General features: G+C 61.3%; 20 protein-coding genes. 12 read left to right on the forward strand and 8 right to left on the reverse strand.

Annotation, left to right across the window (positions count from 1 at the left end; translation table 11 throughout):
• Position 1: 1 nt before the first annotated feature.
• The 6 genes from ACERZ8_RS09585 (at position 2) to ACERZ8_RS09610 (ending at position 13,712) form a co-directional block, all read left to right on the forward strand.
• The gene (locus tag ACERZ8_RS09585; RefSeq protein ID WP_407591979.1) at positions 2-1,852 is read left to right on the forward strand and encodes a hypothetical protein; all 1,851 of its coding nucleotides are present in this window, start codon (positions 2-4) and stop codon (positions 1,850-1,852) included.
• Positions 1,813-2,868, forward strand: coding sequence for a right-handed parallel beta-helix repeat-containing protein (locus ACERZ8_RS09590; RefSeq protein WP_407591980.1), 1,056 nt, complete (start codon positions 1,813-1,815; stop codon positions 2,866-2,868). Before ACERZ8_RS09585 ends, ACERZ8_RS09590 begins: the two co-directional genes overlap by 40 nt.
• A 20-nt stretch (positions 2,869-2,888) precedes the next feature.
• Positions 2,889-3,626, forward strand: coding sequence for a hypothetical protein (locus ACERZ8_RS09595; protein ID WP_407591981.1), 738 nt, complete (start codon positions 2,889-2,891; stop codon positions 3,624-3,626).
• The gene (locus ACERZ8_RS09600; protein WP_407591982.1) at positions 3,623-7,372 is read left to right on the forward strand and encodes a DUF6519 domain-containing protein; all 3,750 of its coding nucleotides are present in this window, start codon (positions 3,623-3,625) and stop codon (positions 7,370-7,372) included. The genes ACERZ8_RS09595 and ACERZ8_RS09600 overlap by 4 nt, the downstream gene beginning before the upstream one ends.
• 326 nt (positions 7,373-7,698) lie before the next feature.
• On the forward strand, positions 7,699-10,425 hold the full coding sequence (locus ACERZ8_RS09605) for an eCIS core domain-containing protein (RefSeq protein WP_407591983.1): 2,727 nt from the start codon (positions 7,699-7,701) through the stop codon (positions 10,423-10,425).
• Positions 10,426-10,535: 110 nt separating this feature from the next.
• Positions 10,536-13,712, forward strand: coding sequence for a hypothetical protein (locus tag ACERZ8_RS09610; RefSeq protein WP_407591984.1), 3,177 nt, complete (start codon positions 10,536-10,538; stop codon positions 13,710-13,712).
• A 15-nt stretch (positions 13,713-13,727) separates the two neighbouring features.
• Here ACERZ8_RS09610 and ACERZ8_RS09615 read toward each other — a convergent pair whose 3' ends face one another.
• The 8 genes from ACERZ8_RS09615 to ACERZ8_RS09650 form a co-directional block, all read right to left on the reverse strand.
• Positions 13,728-14,144 (reverse strand): hypothetical protein, encoded by a 417-nt coding sequence (locus ACERZ8_RS09615; RefSeq protein ID WP_407591985.1) that lies wholly within the window; start codon positions 14,142-14,144, stop codon positions 13,728-13,730.
• 441 nt (positions 14,145-14,585) lie between these two features.
• On the reverse strand, positions 14,586-15,365 hold the full coding sequence (locus ACERZ8_RS09620; protein WP_407591986.1) for an HpcH/HpaI aldolase family protein: 780 nt from the start codon (positions 15,363-15,365) through the stop codon (positions 14,586-14,588).
• Positions 15,362-15,763, reverse strand: a complete 402-nt coding sequence (locus tag ACERZ8_RS09625; RefSeq protein WP_407591987.1) for a RidA family protein — start codon at positions 15,761-15,763, stop codon at positions 15,362-15,364. Before ACERZ8_RS09625 ends, ACERZ8_RS09620 begins: the two co-directional genes overlap by 4 nt.
• A 4-nt stretch (positions 15,764-15,767) precedes the next feature.
• Positions 15,768-17,795, reverse strand: coding sequence for an alpha-ketoacid dehydrogenase subunit alpha/beta (locus ACERZ8_RS09630; protein WP_407591988.1), 2,028 nt, complete (start codon positions 17,793-17,795; stop codon positions 15,768-15,770).
• A gap of 6 nt (positions 17,796-17,801) precedes the next feature.
• The gene (locus tag ACERZ8_RS09635) at positions 17,802-19,175 is read right to left on the reverse strand and encodes a TRAP transporter large permease (protein WP_407591989.1); all 1,374 of its coding nucleotides are present in this window, start codon (positions 19,173-19,175) and stop codon (positions 17,802-17,804) included.
• Complete coding sequence (locus ACERZ8_RS09640; protein WP_407591990.1) at positions 19,118-19,609, reverse strand: TRAP transporter small permease subunit; 492 nt, start codon at positions 19,607-19,609, stop codon at positions 19,118-19,120. The genes ACERZ8_RS09635 and ACERZ8_RS09640 overlap by 58 nt, the downstream gene beginning before the upstream one ends.
• Positions 19,610-19,664: 55 nt before the next feature.
• Positions 19,665-20,669 (reverse strand): TRAP transporter substrate-binding protein DctP, encoded by a 1,005-nt coding sequence (gene dctP / locus ACERZ8_RS09645; protein ID WP_407591991.1) that lies wholly within the window; start codon positions 20,667-20,669, stop codon positions 19,665-19,667.
• 31 nt (positions 20,670-20,700) lie between these two features.
• On the reverse strand, positions 20,701-21,600 hold the full coding sequence (locus ACERZ8_RS09650) for a BKACE family enzyme (RefSeq protein WP_407591992.1): 900 nt from the start codon (positions 21,598-21,600) through the stop codon (positions 20,701-20,703).
• A 130-nt stretch (positions 21,601-21,730) separates the two neighbouring features.
• Between ACERZ8_RS09650 and ACERZ8_RS09655 the strand changes: the two genes are divergently transcribed.
• The 6 genes from ACERZ8_RS09655 to ACERZ8_RS09680 all read left to right on the forward strand — a co-directional run bounded on the left by ACERZ8_RS09655 (position 21,731) and on the right by ACERZ8_RS09680 (position 26,155).
• Positions 21,731-22,429, forward strand: a complete 699-nt coding sequence (locus ACERZ8_RS09655; protein ID WP_407591993.1) for a PAS domain-containing protein — start codon at positions 21,731-21,733, stop codon at positions 22,427-22,429.
• A 20-nt stretch (positions 22,430-22,449) separates the two neighbouring features.
• Positions 22,450-22,599: a LuxR C-terminal-related transcriptional regulator gene (locus ACERZ8_RS09660; protein WP_407591994.1), complete on the forward strand. Its 150-nt coding sequence runs from the start codon at positions 22,450-22,452 to the stop codon at positions 22,597-22,599.
• Positions 22,600-22,894: 295 nt separating this feature from the next.
• Positions 22,895-23,281, forward strand: a complete 387-nt coding sequence (locus ACERZ8_RS09665; RefSeq protein ID WP_407591995.1) for a PAAR domain-containing protein — start codon at positions 22,895-22,897, stop codon at positions 23,279-23,281.
• Positions 23,278-23,769, forward strand: coding sequence for a DUF4123 domain-containing protein (locus tag ACERZ8_RS09670; RefSeq protein WP_407591996.1), 492 nt, complete (start codon positions 23,278-23,280; stop codon positions 23,767-23,769). The genes ACERZ8_RS09665 and ACERZ8_RS09670 overlap by 4 nt, the downstream gene beginning before the upstream one ends.
• A complete protein-coding gene (locus ACERZ8_RS09675) occupies positions 23,766-24,467 on the forward strand; it encodes a hypothetical protein (protein ID WP_407591997.1) in 702 nt (233 codons plus the stop codon). The genes ACERZ8_RS09670 and ACERZ8_RS09675 overlap by 4 nt, the downstream gene beginning before the upstream one ends.
• Positions 24,467-26,155, forward strand: a complete 1,689-nt coding sequence (locus ACERZ8_RS09680) for a polymorphic toxin type 15 domain-containing protein (RefSeq protein WP_407591998.1) — start codon at positions 24,467-24,469, stop codon at positions 26,153-26,155. The genes ACERZ8_RS09675 and ACERZ8_RS09680 overlap by 1 nt, the downstream gene beginning before the upstream one ends.

Raw genomic sequence — 26,155 nt, forward strand, 5'->3', positions numbered from 1 at the left:
AATGAGCAGCACGGACGTCACCCGACTGATGAAGGCCAGCAAGAAGGCTTACGTCGGCACGCGCGTCCAACAGGCGCGCCGCCTGCTCGACAGTGACGTGAATGAAGGGCGCGTGGCCCGCGCGGATGACTTTACCAGCGCATTGCGCGACGTGGTCGGACTGCGCGGCAGCCGGGATGACGGCTTTATGCCCGACCTTGTTGTGGGGCAGGTGGTGCAGTCGCGCCTGGTGCGTTTTGGCGCATTGGTGCAGGCCTTTGTGCTGGATTACGATCTCAAGCCCGGATCGATGCATCTGGGCGGGTGGTATGTGGAACAGCCCAAGGCCACATCGGTCGTGTTCCAGCGCGAGTTTCTGCAAATCGGACCGGCGGCGGCACCGCCAGCGCAGATTGGCACACAAAACCAGTTGTCTGTCTTGCGCGTCTGGGAACAACCCGTCAGCGCCACCGAAGACTCCGAGCTGTTCGAGCCTGCGATGCATGGTGCGGACGGGGCGCTGCGATTGCGCCGGATGCGGCGGGTTGAAACACGCACGGTCGATGCCGATGACTGTGCCAGCGCATTCGACGAGGTGCTGGAAACCCTCGGCAACGGCGACACGGCAACCTATCACGCGGACACTGGTGTTCTGCAATCAAACGCGCGCTTGCAACTGACATTTGGAACCGAACCACCCGGCGATTGCCCCGGCTGTGATCCGACCCTGCGCGGGCGCTATCTGGGCAGTGAGGATCAGGCCATCCGCGTGATGCTTGCCTCCACCGACACCTATGTCTGGGCAACGGATGAGGGCGCGCCGATCTACCGGGCCAAGGTCATTCTGGATGGCGGCGGAGCGCATGTGGAAATGCTGACGCCACCAAAAGACAGCTTTCACGAACCGGAAACCGACCGCGTGGTCGAATTGCTGCCGTGGTCCGTCCTTATAGAAAACGGACAACCCGGCGGCGGCAAAGGGTTCGACCAACCGCTGAGCAACGAGAAGGTGGCCGAGCGCGTCGGCCTCCTGGGGTCGGTCGACGTGCCCTACAATGGACTTGATCGCTCCTTCCACGTGCAACTGGATGCGCAGGCGGTGCAGGCGCTTGGACAGGCCGCAACCAAGAAATCGTCGCAAACACCTGAAGAGGCCGCGCAAAAGGCCGTCAAGACGGGAACCCCGCCGGGACAAGAGGTGGTCGCCCTGGAATGGGACGCCAGCCACCCCAACGCCGCAGAGCTGAATCCCGTGGAAACGGGTGACGGGGGCGATGTCGGCTATGTTTACCTGCGGATCTGGCACCGCAAACGGCCGGGCGAAGGCACGGCCCTCCCCGTGACTGCGGGGCTGCCGCTGGGCCGAACCGGCGTTGTGCCGGTCTTTACCGGTACCGGGCGGCGCGGCGACTACTGGCGCGCGACGTTGCGCACGGCGCAACCGGACCGGATACAGCCTTGGGACGTCATGTCAGTCGGCGGACAGCCTCCGGATGGTCCGGTCGAAGTGCTTGCCCCCTCGCGCTGGTGCAATGGCAATCGTTTTTTGGACAGGCGCACGAAGTGCTGTCGATCGAGGATTGCCGTCCCAACCTGCCTGCCATCACCAACCGGGGCTGTTGCACGCATGTGGTCGGGAATGGAGCGGGGACGCGGTACCGGAATGTGCAGAGCGCAATCGACGCATTGCCCGCCTCTGGTGGGCGGGTCTGCATCCGGGAAGGGGACTTTGACGGTGCTTTCGAATTGCGGGGCCGCGACAATGTCATCATCGAAGGTTGCGGCGCGCGCACAATCTTGCGCGCGACAGGCACCGACGCCCCCATCGCCCGATTGGACAGCACAGGTGGACGCGTTGTTCTGCGCAACCTGACACTTGAGGCCGCAGGTCAGATCGCGGTGGACATGGTTGGTACGGGATTCGTTCTTCAGGATCTTAGGTTGCGCTGTGCCGCCAGCGATGCCGCCCCGGTGCAGAACGCCATTCGTGCCATCGACGTGGCCCGCAGCACCATTCGCCGTTGTCAAATCCAAACCGCACCGGGCTCATCCGCCCACAGCGCCATACAAGTACGATCGCTTGGGGATGTCCTGATCGCAGACAATCAGCTCCAGCATGCGGGGGATGGCATTGACTGCGCCTGGGGCGGGATTCACGTCATGGGTGACAGCACGGGGATCGACATACGCGGCAACCGGGTCAACGGGGCGCTGGGTCACGGCATTACGATTGGCAGCGTGCAGTGGCGCGCGACCGATGGCAGCGATCTGGGGCACGCGGCGACCGGGTTCGGGCAAATGTCGCCCGACGAAGGTGTTCCTTTTCCCACAGCACGGCTTGGACCCGTCCCAGTCGATGGGCAGGACTATTTCCCCGAACCGGATTTGCCCATGTCTGATGTGCTCATTGCCGATAACGAAATTTCGGGGTGTCGGGGCAGCGGTATTGGTGCGCTAGCCTTGAATGTCGTACATTCCGACGTGTCTCGCGCCGCGCCCTTGTGCATGCGGCGCGAGACCTTTGTGCTCAGCGGAACGATCCGGGGAAACCGGCTGCGCGACAATGCGGCTGGTCCCGGCGCACCGGACGCAGACCGCACCCGAGGCGGGATCACCTTGTCCGATGTGCAAGAGGTGACGATCGAGGACAATAGGATTTCGGGTCCCGGCCGGACCGAGGCATCCGGCCCACGCTGCGGGATATTCGCCGGATTTGGCTCGGGCATCGTCTTGCGCAAAAACAAGATAGACCTGCGAACAGGTGCCTTGACCACGGACCGTGATCTTTCCGGCGGGATCGTTCTGAGTGCACGGGCACAGGACAACCTGTTGGAACTCGTCGTGCAGGACACGCCGATCAGCGATGTTCGCATCGAAAAAATACGGTGACCTGTGGCGTTGGACCAGCATTGGTTCTTCTGGCAGGCGGGTTCTGCGACATATCAGGCAATGCACTGGAAACTGCAGCCCAAAGTGTGGGCGGCGGCCCGTTTGGTGCCGCGACCGTCGCCATCGTTCATCCCACCCGCATCGCCGAAGCCATCGACTTGCCCACACAAGAACCAAGCCCGGATCGCTGGATCCAACCCGTTGGTTTGCAAGCCTTCCTGTCAGGTCCTGCGCAAAACATTGAGGCGACAGGCGGTGTGCTGGTTTGCGACAATCAGATTTCCACCCGTCTGGCCGAGGCCGGGTCCGACGACCAGCTGGTCCCGGTTCTGGTCCTTTCCCGTGGCAGCGTCACTTGCACGGACAATCAACTCAGCGCGCAGGTGCCGAATGGGTCGATTTTCGCGCATGCCATGGTCGTCGGGGCAACCGTGACAGCCACCGGAAACCGTGTCGCCGAAACTGTCGAAAGCACGCAGCTTTCGATTGCAGCGACAGCGCCGTTTCTGACCTCCGGCTTTGACAACCACCTGACCCATTGCCCCGTCATCTTCGGATGCGAGAACCATGAGGCGGATCGATACTTTGCAGAAGGCGGCAATCTGAATTGGTTCCGGTTGCAGTCCCAGCGCTGCGAAGCGCTCGCGGTGCAGACCCAGCCCACCCTGCGCGCATTCTGCACCGCCATATTCGGTTCGCAACAAACCCCCAGCCCAATTCGCGGGCTGTCCACGCTCACACGGAGGAATGGCCAATGAACGCCAGCGATATCTCCCGTTTCCTGCTTCAACCGCGCAAGCACTATGTCGACGCGATGGAACAGCAAGGCCGCGTCGTCACGGATGCTGACCGCAATGAAGGGGCGGCTCTGGACGACGAAGACCAGCGTCGCGTGCTACGCGACCTGATCGGCCCGACCGGCAGTCCCGATCAGGGCTTTGCCGTGGACCTGCAGGTGGGCGACGCAATGATTCCGCAGCCAGTGTCCTATAACGGGCAGGCCGCGGTGGATGTGCTGCCATACACGCTTTTGCCCGGTGCGCTGTATGTCGAGGGGCGGCGCTACGAACATTTGGGCGATGTGGTGGCCCTCCAGCCCGAGTACCTGCAGATGACTGCAGACACGGCTCCTCTGGCAAATCCGGGCGAGACGCATTCGCAATTCGTTTATCTGAGTGCGACGGAACAATGGGTCACATCGATCGAGGATGCAGAATTTCACGAGGTCGCGCTGGGCCAAGTGGACACCGCCACACGGGTGCGGCGGATGGCGCGCGCCGAGGTCTCCGAGGTCGAGAACGGGCAAAGTTGCGAAGACGCCTGGAACGCTGTGCGAGACGGGATCGAAGCGTCAACAGGCGGGACATTCAATGCCAGCGGTACACAGCTGCAATCTCCGGCACGGCTGCGGCTGACCCTTGTGCCGGGTGAGGCGCTCGATCCGTGCGCGCCCTGTTCGCCTGACGATCCGGGGCGGTATCTGGGGGCCGAGAACACGGCCTTGCGGATCATGATGGCCGCGCCGGACCGCTATGTTTTTGCACCCGACAACGCGGCAGGCATCTATCGCGTACGACTCACCCCCGAGGATGGGACCATCCCGGTCGAGATGCTCACGCTGCCCCGCGATGCAACCCGCTGGCCCCTGCGCAACACGGTGGTGGAAGTCATGCCTTGGGCGGCTGTCCTCGATCAGGGTGAAAAGGTGGCCGATGCAGGCGTGTTCCTGCGGGTGAGCGAAGGGTTTGATCCCGAAACAAGCCGGTTCGGCCTTGACGCAGCGGACCTGCCTGCGCTGGCAGCACTGACCCGACAGTGGGACGATGCGCACCCGAACCGGGCTTTTTTGCCGAACGACAATGACGCCGATGGGGATTACGTCTTTGTCCGGTTCTGGCACCGGCTGGAAAATGACGACGACCCGGTTCTGCTGGACACCGCTGGTCCGCATACATTGTTGAACACACTCGGAATCGAGCCGGTCTTTGACGGGGCCGGGATCGTCCGCGATTTTTGGATAGCGACCCTGCGTCCCAATACGCCCCGCACCGTCGTGCCCTGGGATCTGACGCAGGCAGGTGGCGTGCCGCCACATGGGCCTGAGCGCATGTTTGCGCCACTGTCGATGCTCACCTTCCGCCCGCCCGAACCTGGCGAGCCGGAAAACGCCGAGGTCGTCGACACGGTGCAGGATTGCCGCGCGCGCTTCAATCCGCTGGTGGACGGCGATGGGTGCTGCACCCACAGCGTGGGCGACGGTGTCACCTCGGTGGGTGATTATACTTCGATCCAAACCGCGATCGACAATCTGCCGTCCGGCGGCGGCAAGGTCTGCCTGCTGCCCGGGGTCTACGATGAGGAAGTGCGGATCGACCGTGACGACGTGATCCTTGAGGGCTGTGGTTTTCAAAGCATAATGCGCAGCCCCCTTGCCGAAGATCCCGCACCAGGCGTGATCTATGTCACCGGTTCGCGGGTGACACTGCGCGACCTGACGCTGGAAACCGTGGCGCAGGTCGGGGTGCAGATTAATGAACCGGATGGCGATGCCGACAGTGTTGTCAGCGATCAGCACCTCGACGGGCTTACGGTCTTGGCAGATCAACGCGAAGGTGAAGGCGGGCAAACCCGGTCCGGCATCGATATCCGCAACGCGCGCAACGTGATGGTAACGGGATGCGAGGTGCATCTTGATGGATCACTGACGGACGATGCCGCCCTGTTTGCGCAAGGCGAAGACATAACGATTTTGGACTGCCGGATCGAAAGCCTGCCCGACACGGGCGACAGTTCCGCCTGGGCCGGAATCCAGCTCGGCGGTGGCAGTCGCCGCACGCATCTTGATCGCAATGTGATCCGCGGCGGGGTCGGACACGGGATCACATTGGGCAGCCTCGTTTGGACGTCTGAAACCTCCACCTCCACCTCAACCACAGGCTTTGGTGCGGGAACCGGGCTTTTGAACCCCATTGACCCATGCGCGCCCAGCTTTTCCGTGGTGCGCCCGGTCACCGTCGAAGAGATACGCTATGACGCCAGTTCCGCAGGCGATCTGGAAGATATACGTATCACGGACAACCGGATCGAGGATATGTCCGCCAATGGCATCTCCGTTCTGACCCTTCTGCCGCTTGATGAAGAAGAAGGGCAGGGGGATCTGATCACAACCGACCGGATCACCATCGAACGCAATCGCATTCGCAACTGCGTGGATCAGTCGAACCGCCTGCGCGATCTCGCCCCGGCGCCCAAGGTCAAAAAGCTTGATGAAGGCGAGGCAGAGCTTGGTGGCCAGTTCACCGTCAGCGACACGCGGGATGCTGGCTTGTTTCTGGTCGAGGGCGAAGGCATTCATGTGATCGGCAACGAAATCCGCGACAACGGTACAGGTGATCCAAACCCGATCGCAGGTGTCTCAATTCTCTATGGCGACCGGATCGTGATCGAAGACAACCGCATTCGCAACAACGGCTTGCAACAATCCGGCGGTATCCCTTCGGCGGATGGCACCGGTGCTGGGATCTTTGTCTCGCTGGCCGGTGTCGCCTCGAACACGGCCACGCAGGATCAGGCGGACCCGTTTGGATTTTCATTGCGGGTCCAAGGCAATGTGGTGGACCACCCGAATGGACCTGCCCTGGCCGCGCGGGCCACAGGGCCGGTTTCGGTGGTGGGAAATCACCTCTTTTCCAATGGCAGCAACGCCGTGGCGCAAGAGGCGGGCAAGGCCGCCTGCGTGGCCATCACCAATCTGGGCGCACCGGCAGAGGCGACGGATCTGCCCGCGGGCGAACCCTCCGAAGACCGGTGGTTGATGCCCGACGGAACGCCTGAATATCTGCAGCGCGACACCGATCCTCCGGGGGCGGAACCGCGCATTGGACCCGGGGGGCGAATTCTGTTTTCCCGAAATCAGGTCACCCTGCGCTGGGTGTCACCGTCGGATGTGGGCACAGGTCTGCAAGCGGGCTTTTCCGTTGCGTTGTGCACGCAGGACAGCGTGGAGTGCACCTCAAATCAGTTTTCGCTTAACGTCGAGGATCCGGGCACCAAGAAAAGCGGCGATACTGTCTTTGCCCGCCAGCCCCGCATGTCGGCGCATGTGGTGACCGTTGGGGCCACGGCCAATTTCAGCCGCAACAGGATTGCCGAAGGCGTCAACGACGCGCTGATTTCGCATCTTACGCTGGGTGGGTTTCTTGCCTCGGGCACGGATAACCTCTCGACGCATCTGGGCTTCGTTTCGACCCTGCGCAGTTTTGAGGCCGGCACGTCCAATCCGCCCAGTGGCGATCCGCAATACCGGGTGGATCGGGGCAACCTCGTTCTGCTGACCCCAGTGGAAGAGACCAGCGGTTCGACCCTTGTCTCTCTTGCCACCGTGCGCAGTACAGCCAATCAGTTGTTCTCGGCCTTTGCAGAAGGGTGCCTGGGGGTCGATCAGGGCACCGAGTTCCGCTTCGATCTGATCGCCATTCTGGGGATATTGCCCAGAGATGGTTAGAACCGTGTCCATATCCAAGGTCCGCCTGCTGGACGATCCGAAACCTCGGCGCGGCATTGGGCGGCCCGGGCCGAGCGCGGGCGCAGGATTGGGGTTTCGCGCCCTGACCTCCTGCCGACCTGCCTTGGGTACAGACCTGGACGTCGCAACTGCGCCTGCCCAATCCGGGGTCTGCGCGCATTCGCGGCTATGTTCTGACCGAGAACGGGCGCAGTGTCGGCTACCTTGCTGCGCGGGCGACCGCCTTCAATACCGGCCAGGGCCGCGAGCCTGTGATGTGGATCGTCTGTGCGTTTCTAATGCCCGCCAGCCGCGGACGAGGCCTGTTGCCGCGGTTCTGCGAGCTGTTGTCCCGCGCGCATTATCCCAGCGGCAAGGCCGCCGCACGGATCGCCGCCGACAATGCACGGATGCACAGATTCATGGGCAAGGGGCGGTGGCGGCAGGTGCGCAAGACAGCACGCTACACGGACTACGTGCTTGATCTGGCGCACCCTTTCAAGGCGGACCGGGGAGGTAGAATGGCGCTCAAGGCCAAACCCAAGGCGCAACAGCGCCCGGCGGCAAAGCCCAAACCGACCGCCCGCGCCTCACCGGCTGCGCCCCGTCGCGACGGGGTGGCCGCATTGATGCAGGCCAAGCTGACGGTGAATGCGCCCGGCGATGTATACGAACAGGAAGCCGACAGCGTCGCTGCCCGCATCATGCAGATGCCCGAGCAGCAGGCAAAGTCCAAACGCAAGAAGCCGGGCCCGGACAGTGGCGGCGGTGTTCAGCGTCAGGCCACGAGCGGGCTACAGGCCAAGTGTGCCACCTGCGAGGATCAGGACCGGCCCAAAGACGATGCAAATGCCCCAAGCCTGCAGAGAGAGGAAGACGAGGAGGCCATGGCCGCCCCTTTGCAACGCGAGGCAGAGGAGGAAGAAGAGCTGCAGGCCGCGCCGCTTCAAAGGGAAAGCGAAGACGAGGAAGAGATTCAAGCGGCCCCTTTGCAGCGGGAGAGCGAAGAGGAAGACGTGCAGGCTGCACCGCTCCAGCGGGAGAGCGAAGAGGAAGACGTGCAGGCTGCACCGCTCCAGCGGGAGAGCGAGGAGGAAGAAGCGCAGGCTGCACCACTCCAGCGAGAGAGCGAGGAAGAGGAAGCGCAGGCGGCACCGCTTCAACGCGAAAGTGAGGAAGAAGAGGCGCAAGCCGCGCCACTGCAACGGGAAGACGATGAGGAGGACGTTCAGACCGCGGCGCAGCCCGGCGCGCGTCGTCGCCGGATGAGTTCAGGGTTCGAACACAGGTTGCACCACCTCAAAAGTGCGGGCGGGTCACCGCTTGCCCCCGGCTTGCGCAGCTTCATGGAAAGCCGGTTTGGCCATTCCTTTGCCCATGTCAGGGTCCACACTAGCATGCAGGCGAGGGCACTGTCGCAAGAGGCGCGGGCACGCGCCTTCACGGTGGGACGGCATATCGTCTTCAACCGGGGTCAGTATAGCCCTGACACGGATGCAGGGCGGCGGCTTTTGGCGCACGAGCTGACACATGTGTTGCAGCAGCAAGGCGGTCTGCACCGTGTGCAGCGTGAAGTCTTTGGGCCCGAGGCCGATAGCCAGACAACGTCGCCGCGCGATGACGCGCTGGCGCGGCACCTCGAACGTCTTGTGGGCAGTGCCAGCGGGCAACTGCCCAAAGCCATCGGCACCATAGTGGCGGAAATCCTGCGCATGGCCGCCCATGGACCGGGTGCAGAGGAATTGCGCGCGTTGCTGGCCGACGGGGCCACCGCCGCCGAAACCCGGCGGGTGATCGAAACACCGGATTACACACTGCGCCTCACCGTGCTGCGCAATGACCGTGGCGCACGGACCGAATGGGAGCTGTTGCGCGCAGGCGAACGTGACGCCATTTACCACCATCTGGAACAGACCAGCGCCAGCGCCGCCCTGCCTGACGGGGACGTCGATGAAGGGCATGTGCCTGTCACATCGCCCCTGCCTCCACGCTACCGTTCGGATCCGAATGTCAATCCAATGGTGACGCAGCGACCAACCCCGATCGAATCCGCGCCCGCACCATCTCAATCTGCGTCGCAGGGTTCGACGCCAACACAGGTCAGCGGGCCGGACACCTCTGCACTGGACGCCGCGGATGCCCCAAAGGCGCAGGCAACGACGTCGCAGACATCCGGCGGTCGTGGCGACAGCGCCGGAACGGATGCGCCGGAGGCGTCCCGCCCGCCCGTGGACGAAGTCGAAGAAGAGCCGATCAGTGAAGAGTCACCGCCCGATGTCCAGCGTTTTGCACGGTCAAGTGCCCAGGTCCCGGTCACGGCTGAGGCAGAAAGCGCGGTCGAACAAGTTCTGTCCAGCCCCGGCGCTCCCCTACCTGCCGAATTGGCGCGCGATATGGGCGAGATGCTGGGGCATGACTTTGACGGCACGCGCATCCATCACGGACCAAACGCCGTGCGTGCCGCAGCGCGCGTCGGCGCGCGGGCCTTTGCCGCGCGCGGGCATGTTGTCTTTGGCCAGGGCACGTTTCAGCCGCAGACCCGCGCGGGTCGCGCCCTGATTGCCCATGAACTCACGCACGTGCGCCAGTACCATCAGGGTCGCGGTGCGGGCCTGATCAAACGCGACGAGGAATGCCCGCCCCCCGAGCCGGTACCAGAGGTCGAGGTTGTCCCCTCTCCAACCTCTGCATCCGAAGACCCCGCATTCACGTCAATGGAACGGCGCAGCGAAAACCGCGCCGCCAATCAGGCGCAGCACGAGTCGGGTGAAAACAAATCGAATGCGGCCAATGATGCTGCACCGGTGACAGAGGGCGAAAACCGTACCCACGCGCAAACGGATCAGGTCGCCACGATGGAGACGGAGGCCGCCAATCCACCCGCTTTCGACCGCGAGGGGTTCATCCAAAGCGTGCTGGACGAGGTCGAACGGATTGCCCCCGAAGTCCTGAACGACGTCATGGAGTTCTCGAGCAGGGTAAGGCCGCCGAGGTCAAACGGGCCGTTGACAGCGAGGCGGAAAGCTCGGCCGAGGACTCGCGCGACCCTTTGAACCGGGCCGCGACAGAAGATCCGGGGCCCGGCCAGTCGCCGCGCGAAGCGCAGACGCTGAATGTGGAACCACCGGGTCCGCAACCCGGAAGCGTGCGGGCGGACCGGGCCATGCCGCCACCGCGCACCCAGTCCGAGGTCGACTTCACCTCCGAGACGACGCGGACTGAAAACATCCTGCGCGAAGCGTGCGTGACCCGCAGCTACATGGACGAACACGCTGACCCCGAACTGGGCGCTGCCGCCCAAGCGCAGGACGGGCTTCAGGAGGCGACACAGAACGCGCCGCAGGACTACCGCACGCAAGAGGCCGAGGCGCTGCAAAACGCACGTGGCGGTGCTTCGCAGGCGGGCCGCGAAGGGGTCAGCGACCTGTTCGAGAACCGCGCGACCAGCTTTGCCACGGTCGGCAATGATCAGGGTGCCGCCTCGACAGAGAATGCCCGCAAACGGCAGGAAGTCGCGACCGAGGTCAACACGATCTTTACCGAGACGCAAACGGCGGTGACAGACCGGCTCGACACGATGACGACGGATGTCACAACGACTTTCGACACCGAAGCCAATGCTGCTGTGTCCACATTCGAGGACTTTATCCGCACCAACGCGGAGATTTACGAGAAGAACTGGCTGGAAGACCTTGTCGATCTGTTGTCCGACAAGCTGTTTGACTCCCCGCCCGCTGAAGTCTGGGACTTCTACGGCGAAGGGCGGCGCGCCTTTATTGCAGAGATGCGCGTGGCCATCGGAAATGTCGCCGATATCGTGGAAACCGGCCTGCGCGAGGCCAAGGAACTGGTTGAGGATGGCAAACGACGGGTCGAGGAAAAGCTGTCTACCCTGGGCGATGACCTCGCGGACTTCCGAAGCGAAATCTCGGACCAGATGAACGAAAGGTTCAGTGGGCTTGAGGGCGATATCAACCGCAGTCAAAGCGAACTCGTGACCGGTCTCGGTCAGCGCTATGCCCGGGCGCTGGAAAGCGTGCGCAACATCGAACAGCAGGTGCGCGACGAATACTCGACCTGGGTCGACAGCGCGCGCGACGCCTACAACGCCGCCGTTGACTTCATAACCGGGTGGATCGACCGCCTGACCTCGATTGTCGGGGATGCCGCAACACGCATCATGCGCCAGCCCGGACAATTCCTGCGCAATCTCGGGGCCGGGATCTTGCAGGGCCTGACGATGTTCATGGACAACATCGGCAACAATATCAGAAGCGCGGTCGTGACCTGGCTGACCGGCAATCTGGGCTCAGCGGGTATTGAAGTGCCGACCACGTTCGACGCCAAAAGCCTCATCGGCTTTGCCATGGAGCTGGTGGGACTGGGCCTGACCAATATCAAAGATATTGCCCGCCGCGTGTTCGGCCGCCGCATCGTCGCAATGATCGAGGCAGGTGCCGCGGGGTTCGAACATATCAAACGCTTGTTTGACATTCTGGTGAACGAAGGGCCTGCGGGTCTTTACGATCATTTACGCGCCGAATTCGAACGCATCAAAGGCGAAATGATGGAGAAGATCGGCCAGGCGCTTGCACAATCGCTGGTCGTGGCAGGCATCCGAAAGGCGCTGGGCCTGCTGTCTGGATTGCTGTCCGGAGGGGCGGGCACTGTCATTACCATCGTGTCGACGATCATCGATGTGGTGCTTTGGTTCCGCGACAACGCGGCACAACTGGCAGAACTCGTCTCCACGATCGCGAGCACCGCTCTTGCCGTACTCAATGGCAATGTCGGCGTGCTTGCTGGTGCGATCAACACGGTCTTGCAACGGCTTTTGCCCGTCGCACTCAGTTTCGTCGGCGCGCTTGTCGGCATCGGCGGTGCCGTGCGTCGCATCCAACAGATCTTCCGCGCGATCCGGCGCCCGGCCACACGCGCCATAACCGCTCTGTTCCGACGTTTGAAACGGGGCGTCCAACGGCTTTTGCGTCGCTTGAGGCGTCGGCGTGGACGGGGCCGTGGCAGGCGGAGGGGCCGAGAGCGACCGATGAGTCCAATGGCAGTGGTGCGCGCCATTGCACGCGAACTGAAACGGCCGGGCCGGGAAAGAAATCCCGCGCGCGCTTTGGCTGCGGCCCGACGCAAGGCCAACCAGTTGCGCAGCCGGTATCAGCGACGCCTGCAACGCGGTCGCATCCGGATCACCATTCTGGACAGCAGCCCCAACCAGGTCACCACCGATGGCGACATCGATTTCGAGGTCTCCGTCAACCCGCGGGTTCGCGATGCTCAGAATGTGCTGGTGGATATCAAGCAGCAGTTCCGCCCCAACATCAACGCCAGCCATGCGCGGGCACGCCAACCCATCGAAAGGTCACTGGACAGGATCTCCGTTCAGCAGGCGGCGCATATCAATGACTGGCCTCAGGCCAAGACCGCGCTTGAAGCGCAAAACCCTGTCCGCGATATCGTTGCCAGACCTGCGCTGGCCTCACATCAGTTCGGCAACGCGATGGGACCCCACATCGAAGGCGGCGTAAAGGACGCCGATTCTGCCGCACCCAACAGCCAAATCACCCGCGTCAAAGGTCTGATCAATTCGGGCACGGCAAATTTCCGGGCCGCCAAAGATCAATTGATAACAATTTTCTACAGCAGCCGCGCGTCGAGTGCCACGTTGCGGCGAAAAGTGAAGGAAGGCTACGAGGCGGAAAACGCAGCGGTCCCAAATGAACGCGGCTTCCCTTCCGGGTTCAACGGCGAAAGGGTGCGCGCAGACCTCTACGAGGGACCGGCAGGTTGGGTTGCGACACGGCGTTCATTCTTTTCGACACGGATCGCAGCGATCCGCAGCAGGATCGACAATCAAGTGTCGAATTACGACGCCGCGACCAGCTTGCCCGGCTCCACGCGGGCGCAAAAGATCAACAGCTTTGGCGTGACACAGTACTGGCAACCGTGGGATTCCGTGCGCGGCGTAAAGCTTCCCGGCGCCGACATGAATCTTTTTCACGGTCGCAATGCGACACGTGCGGGGTTCAGTATTGCCCGTGCCCGTGCCGGTGGCTATTTCACGCAATCCCACGGGGGGACGGTCCATTTTGATGTCGACCACAAGGCGCCTCTTGTTCAGCACTGGAACAGAACCGGGTTCAACAGTGGTCAGGGGTCGCGCAACTCCGCAACGACGCGCACCAGCAATCTGCAGGTGGTCAGCTCATCGCTCAATCGTTCGAAGGGCGGTTTGGGTGGCAACTACAAGCTTTTTGTAGGTCCCAATTTCACTGGGGGCGGCGCAACGAACACCCATTTCCAAGGCACAAGGTGGGTCAGACGCTAAATGTGCGGGTGCGCGTCACGATGCCTTGTAAACCGTGTTGACCGTTTGGAAACTCCCCGTGCCGAAATGGATCGGCAAGGGATCCGGAAAGCCGCTCATTGGGTTCATGGCGGGGACGATAACCTGTAGCTGTGCGCGGAACTGGGTGCCTTTCAGGATCAGCGGACGGCCAGCCGATGTTGTTTTCTGCGCCTGCTGATCTGGCCCAAGGGCAAGAATGCTGAGTGATCCAACCCCGCCGACCATAGCGCCGACAGAATAGGTGACGCCCGGCACCAGCACACTCGCTTCGTCCCCGACCACGCAGGCCGTGACACCATTCGAGTTCTGTGGCGTACTGCCAGTGATGACACCTGGGGACGACACGACGATTGCAGCAGAAAAGACAGGATCGAAAATCGCCTGATCATTGGACAGAACAACAAAATCCATGGACCGCCTCCTTCATCGAAATTCTAACATGGATCACGCCACCGCGCGCCAGCGTTTTTGTTCGACCGCATGAAGTTGGCAATTCGCGTTTCGAACCTGCCTGCCGAAAGAGCCAACCGCCTGATCACCCCAAGAAAATGATTTGGCCGCTTCATTCGGATGATTTGAGCAGGCCAAGGTCAAACGTCTTCAGGCCATGTCTTGGAGCGATTCTTAGTCTTACTGTGCAAACCAGACACCGGAAGTGCGTCGGCACGCTAAGTTTCTGATGTTCCACGTGCCGCACCCCGTCTCGAACGGAATATGTGCGTGGCCCGCGTGGGGAAAAGATCGTGTTTGATGCCCACCCAAGCGCAACACGCGAAACAAAAGGCATAGCATCCAGAAACCACCAGCGTTGATTGACCAACTCTGCAGGCTCCGACCTGGCTATCAATACGACTATTCTGTCAATCGCTCAGTCCATCGCGAAAAAGCATCAGCGATCAGGATCTTGTCCGACCCGATCACAAAGGTCGAAACCCCACGGCTGCGCCAATGGTCCATCAGACTTTTTGCCTCGTCCTGATCGGAAGAGAAGACTGGCATCATCACCGGCACCTTTGCCGCGACAGCGGTTGCCACCATGTGCGCCACCGCAGCATTGACCTCGGGCGCGCGCCAGTTGCCTTCAAACCCCATGGAAACAGACAGATCGAATGGCCCGCACATCAATGCGGTCAGACCCGGCACGCGCACAATGTCCTCAATATTTTCAACGCCCTTCGCGGTTTCAACGAGGGCAATGGCGCCCACGCGGGCCTCTTCCTTTGCCACGTATTCGGTCCAATTGCGGATGAAATGCCCGCCCGAGCGGCAGCAGGGGCAGGCCCCGCGCAGCCCATGCGGCGCAAACTGCGTGGCCGCAATTGCCTGCTGCGCCGCCGCAGCCGTTTCAAGGTTGGGGATGACCACGTGACGGATGCCCGCATCCAGCGCCTTCATGATCTGAACCGGGTCGTTGTCGGCCAGCCGTACGGCGCTGGCAATCCCGTTGGCGTCCGCCGCCCGAGCGAGGTTTTCCGCCGTTTCGATGCCGAAGGGCCCGTGCTGGCAATCGATGATGGTAAAACCAAAACCGTTCAGTCCGATCAGGTCCACCAGTTCGGGTGCGGCAATTTGCGTCCATGTACCGAGACTCACCTGATCAGAGCGGAGCAGCGCCTTGAGGTCGCGCGTCATGACGTCAGCCCCAGAATGGCTTTGCATTTGATTTCGACAATGATGCCCGGCATGGAAAAGCTGGGCACGCCAAAGCCCGTCCATGTTGGGTAAAGGTTGGTGAAAAAGCGGTCTTTGACTGCCATGAAGGTCTTTAAATTGCCCATATCGGGCGCGAACCAGCTTTCCAGTTCGACCACATCATCCCAATCCGCCCCGGCGGCCGCGAGCACCTTGCCCACGTTTTCGAACGCTTGGGTGCATTGTGCCTCGACCCCTTGGACGACATTCAAGTCCGCATCGCGCCCCACCTGACCCGAGCAATAAAGCGTGTCGCCCACCAGAATGCCGGGGGCGTAGTGGTATGTGTCATAGATGTTCTCCATCCCTTCGGGGATGATGACTTTGCGTGTGGGCATGGGATTACCTCCTGTAGCAGACGGTTTCGATGGCGGCGGCGATGTCGCGGGCGTCGGGCATGTAGTCCCGTTCCAGCCGGTCGTTGTAAGGCACAGGCATTTCGGGTGCGCCCACGCGAGCAACGGGCGCATCGAGCCAGTCAAAGGCCTGCTCCATGATCGACGCCGCGATTTCTCCGCCAAAGCTGCCGAACAGCGGTGCCTCGTGCACCACAACCGCGCGGTTGGTCTTGCGGACGGAAGTCAGGATCGTGTCCATGTCCAACGGCTTGATCGTGCGTGGATCGATAACCTCGACGCTGATGCCCTTCTTTGCCAGACGCTCGGCGGCCTGCTCGGCCCGTTCGACCATGGCAAGGGTCGCGATGACGGTACAGTCACTGCCCTGCCGCACGATACGGGCGCGCCCCGGTGCGATCTCGTAGGATTCTTCGGGGACAGGTGTTTCGGCGCCAAGGTAGAGCAGCTTGTGTTCCAGAAACACGACCGGGTTGTCCGACCGGATGGCCGCCGCCATAAGCCCTTTGGCGTCATAGGCGGATGCGGGGGCGTAAACCTCTAACCCCGGGACATTGGCAAAGAGCATTTCGAGCGATTGCGTGTGCTGGGCGGCCAGACGGATACCTGCCCCTTGCGGCCCACGGAAGACGATGGGCACGCGCGCCTTGCCACCCAGCATGAACCGCGCCTTGGCGGCCTGATTGACGATGGCGTCCATCATCAGGGTGACGAAATCAAACAGTTGTATTTCGATGATGGGACGAAACCCTTGCAGGGCCGCACCCACACCGCAATTGGCAAGCACACCTTCGGCGATTGGGACGTCGCGGACACGCTCCGGCCCGAATGCCTGTTGCAAGCCGACAGTGGTGCCAAAGATGCCGCCAATGGCGCCCACATCTTCGCCCATCAGGATCACGCGCTCATCACGGGCCATTTCGAGGTGGAAGGCCTCGTTTATGGCCTGTTTGTATGTGATCGAGCGGGTGCCGGGTTGTGGCTCCGCGCTCCCGACCGGTTGCGCCGGAACTTTGACCATTTTCAGGGCAGCCTCCAGTTCCGGCTCCGGCAATTCTGTTGCCCAATCGATCGCGGCTTCGATGGTGGAATGGACGCCGGCCTGCATGGCGTCGACCTCATTGTCGTCGATGTCACCGGCGGTAAGGAGCAAGTTGCGCTGGCGAGTGATGGGGTCCCGGGCGCGCCAGCCCGATTCTTCTGCCGTGCTGCGATAGCCATCCAGATTGGCGCGCATGGAATGGTCGTCCCAGCGGTAGGTCATCGCCTCGATCAGCGTCGGGCCTTCACCTGCGCGGGCCCGCAACACCGCCTTTTCAACTGCGTCAAAGACGGCCACGGGGGAATTGCCGTCGATCACGGTATTGGGGACGCCATAGGCATCGCCCCGCGCGGCAATGCCCTGACCCGCAACCACGCTTTCGGTTGATGTGGTCAGGCCATATTGGTTGTTTTCGCAAAAAAAGATCAGTGGCAATTGCCACAGTGCGCACAGGTTCATCGCCTCGTGGAAGATGCCCTCGTTGGACGCCCCATCGCCGAAGAATGCAATACCCACGGCGCCGTCTCCCCGCAGTTTGGCTGCCAGAGCCGCCCCGGTGCCAAGCCCCATGCCTGCGCCCACGATCCCGTTGGCACCCAGAATGTTCAGGTCAAAATCGGCGATGTGCATCGAACCACCGATCCCACCACAATAGCCTTCAGCCTTGCCCATCAGTTCGGCAAACATGCGCCCGATATCCGCCCCCTTGGCGATGGTATGGCCGTGGCCGCGATGATGGGTCAGCAGGAAATCTCGCGGCTCAAGCGCGTGGCAAGCCCCCACCGCAATGGCCTCCTGCCCGACCGAGGAATGGGCCGTGCCCTTGATCACGCCTTTGAGGAACAGCTCTTTCGCGCGCACCTCGAACTGGCGGATCAGCATCATCTGTTCCAGCAAGGCCAGGTGGTCCTTGCCGCTCAACCGGTTGGTCTGTGGGCGCGGCAACGTGTCGAGGATGGAAGCATCAGCCATGAAAGATCACCCGTAGACCAGTTGAGGAAGCCAGAGCGACAGGCCGGGCCAAAGGACGACAATGATCAGCGCCGCGATCTGGATCGCGATAAAGGGCCATTGCGCGGCAAAGATGTCTTGCAATGTGACATCCGGCGGGGCCGCCCCCTTGAGGTAGAAACAGGCGGGCCCAAAGGGCGGCGTCAGGTAGGCGATCTGCATGGACAGGTTGAAGACGATGCCGAACCAGATCGGATCATAGCCAAGCTGCGTCAGAACCGGCAGGAATACAGGCATTGTCAGGAACAGGATACCGATCCAGTCGATGAAAAAGCCCAGCAGGACAAACACACCGATCATCACGGCGAGGATCACGGCAGGCTCACTCGAAACACCACCCAGCGTGGTGCGGGCAAAGTCGATACCCCCCATCAGGTTATAGACCCCGATCAGGGCGTTGGTGCCAAAGACGAGCCAGAACACCATGCCGCAGGTGCGGAGCGCCTGGATCAGCACATCGCGCAACATCTCGAAACTGAATCGCCCACGGACCCAGGCGGCGATCGCTGCGCCGAACGCGCCAAGTGCCGCACTTTCCGTGATTGATGCAAAGCCCGCGTAAATCGACACCAGCACACCACCCGCCACCAGCATGGGCAGTGCCACGCCGCCAAACAGCCTGAACTTGTCGGTAAGCGGCATGTTCCGCTCTTCCGCGCTGAGGGGTGGACCCATGGCCGGATTGAACCCGCAGCGGATCAGGATGTAGGCGATATAGAAACTCGCCAGCATCAGCCCCGGCACAAGCGTGGCAAGGAACAGGTGGGATATGCTGACCTCGGCTGTGAGGCCGTAGAAGATCAGGATGATCGACGGCGGGATCATTGTGCCGAGACTGCCGCCCGCGGTGATCGTGCCAATCGCCAGTTTCTTGTCGTATCCCAGTTTCAGCATCTGCGGCAGCGCGATGAGGCCAAGCAAGACAATCTCGCCGCCGATGATGCCCGTGGTTGCGCCCAGCAGAACGGCCACAAAGGTCGTCACCACCCCGATGCCGCCGCGCAAGCCGCCGGCCCAGACATGGAAGGCGCGGTAAAGGTCACCTGCCACGCCCGACTTTTCCATGATGGACGCCATGATCACGAACATCGGCACCGCGATCAGCGCAAAACTGTCAAGGAATTCGACCGTGCGGCTGCCGACGATAAAGAGCGCTTTCCAACCGAACTGTGTGACGGCCAGCACCACGGCGATGGAGCCGGACACAAAGGCCAGCGGTACGCCAAGCATCAGCATCAGGCCCATCGCCCCGATGATCAGCAGTGTCATCGTGCCGATGTCCATCAGGCGTTGCGCCTTGGGATCATGCGTTGCAGCACCAGCAACAGGAAAATCACACAACCCACGAACAAGAGCACCTTGAGGTAGCTGGGCAAGGGCGAGTTGAGCGTGCTGCCGGACCGCTCCGGATCCCACGCGCCTGACAGGGAAAACCGCCAAAGCGCCTTTTCCGCCATGCGCCAGGACGCATAGCAGAGGCCGGACAGATAGATTGCGCCAGCGATCAGGCTGAGCGCGTTTGATAGCCGCGCAAGGCCGGGTCGCTTTTCCACAAGGAACGAGATCCGCATATGCGTGCCTTCGGCCATACAGAACGCACCGCCAAAGACAAACCCGGCTGACGCCAGCAGGATCGAGGCCTCGTGCGCCCACGTCGTCGGCGCGTTGAAGCCGTAGCGGGCCGCAACCTCGTAGACCATGACAAGGATGATCGCGGCAAAGCACCATGCCGACATGCGGCCCAGCCAAAGGGCCAATCGCTCAAGATATGTCATTTGACGGCTCCGACATGGGCCGCACCGTCGGGGCACGACCCAGTTCCGTGAGGGATCAGTTCAACCCGATGCTGGCCATGAACGCCTTGTGACTGTCCACGACCGCCTGAGCATCCGCAGATTTGGCGCCCCAGTCTGCCCAGACGTCATTGGTCATGGCGCGGAAGGCGGATGCGTCTGCGTCACCGAAGGCGATAAAGGTCACCCCCAGTTCATCCTTGGCCTGCGCCTCGGCGGCGGCATCTTCGGCCGTCAGCGTGTCCTGAAGTTCCGCCGACATCGCGTTGCAGGCGTCCTCAAACTTCTGCTGGTTTTCAGCCGACAGCGCATTCCACGCATCCATGGACACCGACATTTCCGTCACGGCCATCGAATGGCGCGCCAGCACGGAATATTTTGCCTGATTGTGCATGCCCAAGGCGACGTTCAGCGCGACGTTGGCAAGGTCCGTGGCATCCAGCACGCCGGTTTCCATCGCCGTTACGCTTTCGCCAACACCCATCGTGACCAGCGATGCGCCCGCGCGGCTGAGCAGGTCAGAGGCAAGGCCGCCGGGCGCACGCATCTTGATCCCTTCCAGATCGGCGACCGAATTGATTTCGACCTTGGACGGGATCTGTTCAGAGGGCCAGTAGATCGGGCAGACGAGCATCAGGTCATATTTGGCATAAAGCGCACGGGCCAGTTCGAGCCCGCCGCCTTCGGTGAACCAGCGATCCCGGGTGGCGCTGTCGGGGTAGGCGGCAAGCGTATCGCCAAGCACGCCAAGCGCGGCATCCTTGCCTGCGAAATAGCTGGGCGCAGTGTACTGACCGTCAAGCAATCCATTCTGGATCGCATCAATCGTCTCGCCCGCGCCAACGACCGAACCGCCGGGCAGGACGGTGATCGCTACCTCGCCGCCGGTGTCTTCGTTGAGCTGCGCGGCCATCGCCTCGAATGCCTTGGTGGTCGAAGCATTCGCACCCAGAAAGGTCTGCATCTTCAACTCTGCAGCACCCGCCGCACAGGTCATGGTCAAGGCGCTTGCCGCGCCGATCATCAGTGTTTTCAGTGTCATTTGGTTTCCTCCCATAAAGTCTGCATGCGGCTCAGGCCGCTATTCTTGGTTTTTCCATTTGAAGAATGTCGCGGGTTTCAGCGACGGTCGCAGGTTCGCGCCCCAGACTGCGGGCCTGCGCCACGATCTTGTCGATGACGTGCGCGTTGGTCATATGCCGCGCGCCGTCCATATAGGCGTAATCACCCAACCCGATGGAGATATGGCCACCCTGCCGGATGATCTTTTCCGTCAGTTGAAAGAGGTCGCCTTTGTAGTTCACAACCGTCCAGATCGTCTGAAAATCCGCTGGCAGAAAAGCGGTATGCGCATCCAAACCGGCTTCGGTTCCGGGGTGTCCGGCAAAGATGATTTCATCCGTCATGCAGAAACAGACATAAGCCGGACCGCGCAGGACACCCATCTTGAGAAACTGTTCGATCTGCCGGGTAAAGCTGACGTTCCAACTGACCAGATAGGGTTTCAGACCGAAGTGATCGATCCGCTTGGCGAAATACATCAGCGTCTCAGTCGAGTTTTTGTAGATCAGGTCGGTGGTGTCATAGGCACCGGTCTCGGGGTTCCACCAATCCACATTCACACTGCCACAGTCCATCGGCGCGAAGTCCGGCGCAGTGTCGACCGATTTCATCATCGCCTCGACGGCGGCAAACCGTTCGCGCGCGTCGGCATCATTGGCCACATAACCGAGTGTGGGATGGATCAAGATATCGGACTGCGCGCGGATGCCCGCATTGGTTTCAAGATAGAATTCCGAGGCGTGATCCGGTGCGCCGTCTTCTTTGCGACCGTGGTAGTGAAACACCGAAGCGCCCGCGTCATAGCAGCCCTTTGCATCGGCGATAATTTCATGCGGCAGGAACGGTACATGGGGATTTCCCCGGCGTGTCGCCAGCTCGTTCACGCGTGCTTCGATGATGATCTTTTCCACGGTTTCGCCCTCCCGTCCGCGCCGTAACCCAGCTGCGGTTGCGCAAAGCTATAGAGCAGAATCGGTAGAATGAATATAAACAGTTATATATGGCATTGCACTTTTCCAATATTTATATAACCTAAGATATATGAGCGAACTGAATTCCCCCCAAACGCGCGATGTGACCAGTCTGCTTGGCGGTGCCTTTCCGGGGCACACGATGCAGCGGCTGCGCACACCCGACGGCGCGTACCGCTACAGCTATGTCAGCGCGGAGGTGCAGGCCGCTTTTGGCCTTGATGCGCAGGCCCTCATGGCCGAGCCTGCCGTGGATCATTCATGGATTCATGCCGATGACCGGGCACGTTTTGTTGCGGCCCTTGAACACTCCGCGCAGCATCTCACGACGCTGGACGAAGAAGTGCGGGTGCTGTTGCAGTCCGGCGGCATCAAATGGGTCCGCTCTTTGGGTCAGCCACGCCGCATGGACGATGGGACCGTGATCTGGGACGGTGTTGCGCTAGATGTCACGGATCGGCGCGAAGCGTTGATGGCACTGGAGCGCGCGTTGAGTGATGCGCGCCGCAATGAAGTGTCCGAAAGCCGGTTTGCCGCCATTGCAACACAGGATGTGTCACAGCCGCTGAACGCTTTGGCGCAGGCAGTGGCCGCGCTTGAAACCCACGGCAGCAAAACGCCCGGCGGCGTGCCCCCCAGGTGGCAGAGGTGGTGCGCAAGTTCGAAGACTTCACCCGTGCGCTTTCTGCTGCACGATCAATGGTCGAGGCCAACCCGAACCAAGTCGAAAAGCAACAGGCCGCACAGTCTGCCGTTTGCAACGCCCTAACGGCCCGGCAACTGGAGATTATGCGGCTTGTTCATTCGGGCGCCTCCAATCAGGACATTGCCGAAGCGCTGTCGATTTCCATCGGCACGGTAAAACTGCACATCTCAGCAATTTTGAAACGGACCAACGCGCGCAATCGCACAGAGGCGTCCCGCCTTTGTTTCGGGTGAGGCGTGTGAGAGCCTTGTAATAATGTGGATTGCTGGAATTGGAAAAGCACGCCGGATTTGAAGTGTCTCCCGTAGGCGGGCCTCAACCGGCAAGTTGACAAAAATCGGGTTGCGAAGCCTTGCGCGGTGCAAAGATCACTGCGCAAACCCATGCACCGGAACAGGTGCTGAACTGATCCGCGCTGTATGCGACGATAACTGCATTGCAACTCGCGACAGAAACCCTACCATTGGTAGAGTAGTTTGGTTGCTCGGGTGTCGGCTTTTGAATTTTCCGTCAGCGCGTATCTCCGATATGCACACATGTCCCCTTATCAACCCCGGTCCGGTGCCGCATGTGGGCGGGCCAATTGTCACTGGTGCGGCCACTGTCATCGTTGGCAAGATGCCGGCCGCGCGTATTTCCGATACATGTGTTTGCGTTGGCCCGGCTGACAGCGTCGCCAAGGGGTCGTCGTCAGTACTGATCGAAAACAAACCAGCGGCACGCATTTCTGACACAACCGCGCATGGCGGCGTCATTGTATCCGGCTTTCCCACGGTTCTGATCGGCGACAAGGGCGGCGGCGGGAGCGGTGGGTCACACAGTGCCATGCCGGGTTTGTCGCGTCAGGCCAATGCGCTGCTGAAAGCCGCGCGCGAACAAAAGCCGTTTTGCGAGCAATGCGAGGAAAACGCGTGACGCCGACGGGCACTTTCGGGGTGATTGACCTTGCCTCGGCAGTCCCGCTGCGCAGCAAGGTTGTGCGCCTTGAGCCGCCTATGGCCTGTTCATTGCTGGATGCCAGCACCTATCTGGATGTTGTGCCGGTGGGGCCATGGTTGATTGATCTCGACAAATGTTCGGAACTGCGCCGCATCTGGGTCAAACAGGTGCGCAATGTCGAGTGGGGCTATACGATCCGCACCTCGCTGAACATCGCCGATCTGCGCCGCCATTTGCGCAAATTCGCGATGGCAGATGTTGAGGGGCAGCCCAAGCCGGTTCTGTTTCGCTATTTTGATGCGCGCATCATCCGGGCATTTTTGCTTGAGGTGTTCACACCGGAAGAGCGGCAAAGCTTTCTCGCCCCCATGCACAGCCTTGAGGTGCGCGGACCAGACGGCAACGGCACACTTGTGTTCGAGCCGGACGCGTCTGATCAGGCGCGGCTGTTATACGCAAAATGATGCGCGTTTCCCAAACCGCTCTGGCCCCCTTCCGCGAGGCTGGCGTCGCGACCTGGGCGATGGAAACGACCGACTTTCTTGCCAAAACCTATGGCACATACTTCTATGCGCTTGGCACCCGGACTCATGATCTGGAAGCGATGTGCACGACCGTGCATCGCTGGGCCAGTCGCAGGGGCTGCGACGGAAACCGCCTGTTGCGCCAGCTTTGCTGCCTTTCAGTGTCTTTAGGCCACCGGTTTTGGCAGGATCCGCGCTTTGGCGATTATGTCGCCACAACTGTCGAAGACCGCAGTATTCCGCGGGCCAAGGCGGTCGCCATGCTGATTGAGCATGGCACGACATGGCTGGATGCGTTGTGGACCGATGACGACATCAAGGATTTTGGCGAGCGGTTGTGTACCTTGATTTTGGGCCACTACAGCGTCAATTCCGAAACCCTCAGATATGTATTGCCCGGTCACGGCCCGATGTTCAGCGCCGAGGATGAAACCCGGCTGCTGGTGTGGCTGGGTCCGCGCCTGCCCGCGTGCCAGTTCAATCATCAGCGGCTTGCCTATACCTGCCTTGCGCTCGCCCTTGGCACCGAGTGGTGGAAAGACCCGCAATACCGCATGCTGGCCCATCACGTGTCGGCCCAAACCGACCCGCAACAACTGGTCAATCGTATCTTGCCCATGTTCAGGGCGATGCCCTGATGGGGGGCAGCCCGCATAGCGCCGATGGCCTCGGCAATGCGTCCATGGCGGCGGCAACCGGCGCGGATCGCCCCGTTGGATTGGTGGCCGAGGAATGCGCAGCCGCGGGCTGGGTCTATGCCTACTACGACGACAAATGGCAGACGCCCCTCACGATGCTGCCGATGACTGTCAACGACATCAACGGCGCGGTGATCGACGAGGGTGGGCGGACCATGGGCCTGCCCACTTTCGGGATGGAAGATGGCCAGCCGATCCAGTCAGTGCGCAACCAGTTGGGCACACAAACCTATCAGGCCCCCCGCGAAGGACGCGTGTTGGTCGAAATCGGCCCCGATCCCGGCGGCCCGGACCCGGCCGCCCTTGAGGCACAGATCATTGCTGACCTTCAGGCCTTTGCCAGCGAGATGGAAACGGCAATCCAGCCTTGGGTCCAGCAATGGGAAGATGAGGGCTGGTGGGGCTTGATCGGCAGTTTCTTTGAAAAGACCGGTGACGGCCTTTCGGCATGGTGGGAAGGCGAGGGCGAGTTCTGGCAGGCCGTCTGGAACTGGCTGCGCAATCTGCCAGATCTTGCGGCGGACGCTTTTGAGGGGGCGGTGACTGGGGCCAAGGAGCTGTGGGACCGGCGCGTCGAAATCCTGTCGCTGATCCAGTATCTCGCCGAAGGGCTTGTCAGCGAATTCGAGGACGGTCTTGAGCTGCTGCTGGATCTGCTCTCGGGCATTCCCGGTCTGGAAGAGATCGTTGATTTGCTCAAAGCCGTCGTCGAGGACAGCGCCGAATGGGCCTCGGCGATGATCGAAATGGCGCGCGAAACGCGTGTGCTGACGGTGTTGGCGGGCACGATCATCGGGTCGATCATGATGATCCCGCCGAATTTCTGGACGGATATCGTGGGGCTGGCCAGCGGTTATCTGATTCCCGAAGTTTTCATGGCGATTGTCTTTGCCCTGATCGCTTTCTTTTCCGGCGGCACATTAGGGGGCGGGTTGGTTGTCCGCCTGACCGCCTTTGTCACCAAGGTCACTTCGAAGCTGGCAGCAGCCGGGCGCGCCGGTGTTGTACTGATCAAGATCTTTGACTTCCTGACATCTATCACATCCAAAATGGTCGACCTTATCAAGGCGCTGCGGCGCAAGATTGTGGAACGTGCGAATGGCGCAACAGGAGAAGCCACGCCCGTGATCCGCAGCACGACTCGGCGTGTCAGAGATCCCGACGAGATGCCATGTTTTAACAAGCCGCCAAATGCGACGGATCAGGAATTCCTCGACCAGCTCGCCGAACAGGAAAACGCAATCAACAACAGTGATCTGTCCGACTTGATGGAGCGCCGATCCGCCGTTGTCGAGAACGGCACTGGCGCGCTCAGGGATCGAGCGGCGCAGACGGCCGCGCGGGATGCATGGGTGTCGGATCGCACTGCTGAATTGCTGGCGGAAGGTGAACTGTTTGATGATGCCGTGGACCTCGCGCAACGTGAAGCTGCAGTTCTGGACGCGACACATGTTCTTGATATTGTAGCTGGCGGGGACCCGGCGGACATTTCGGGGCTGCAAAACCGATCAGTCAACCGGTCATTGGGGTCGCAATGGCGTGGCAAAGTCGGGGCATTGGACGATGCGTTGCAGTCACAAGCTGCCGCAGGTGCGACAAAACCAAACGTCAGACTAAGGCCGTGCTAG

This window comes from Tateyamaria armeniaca (assembly GCF_045797845.1).
Lineage (GTDB): Bacteria > Pseudomonadota > Alphaproteobacteria > Rhodobacterales > Rhodobacteraceae > Tateyamaria > Tateyamaria armeniaca.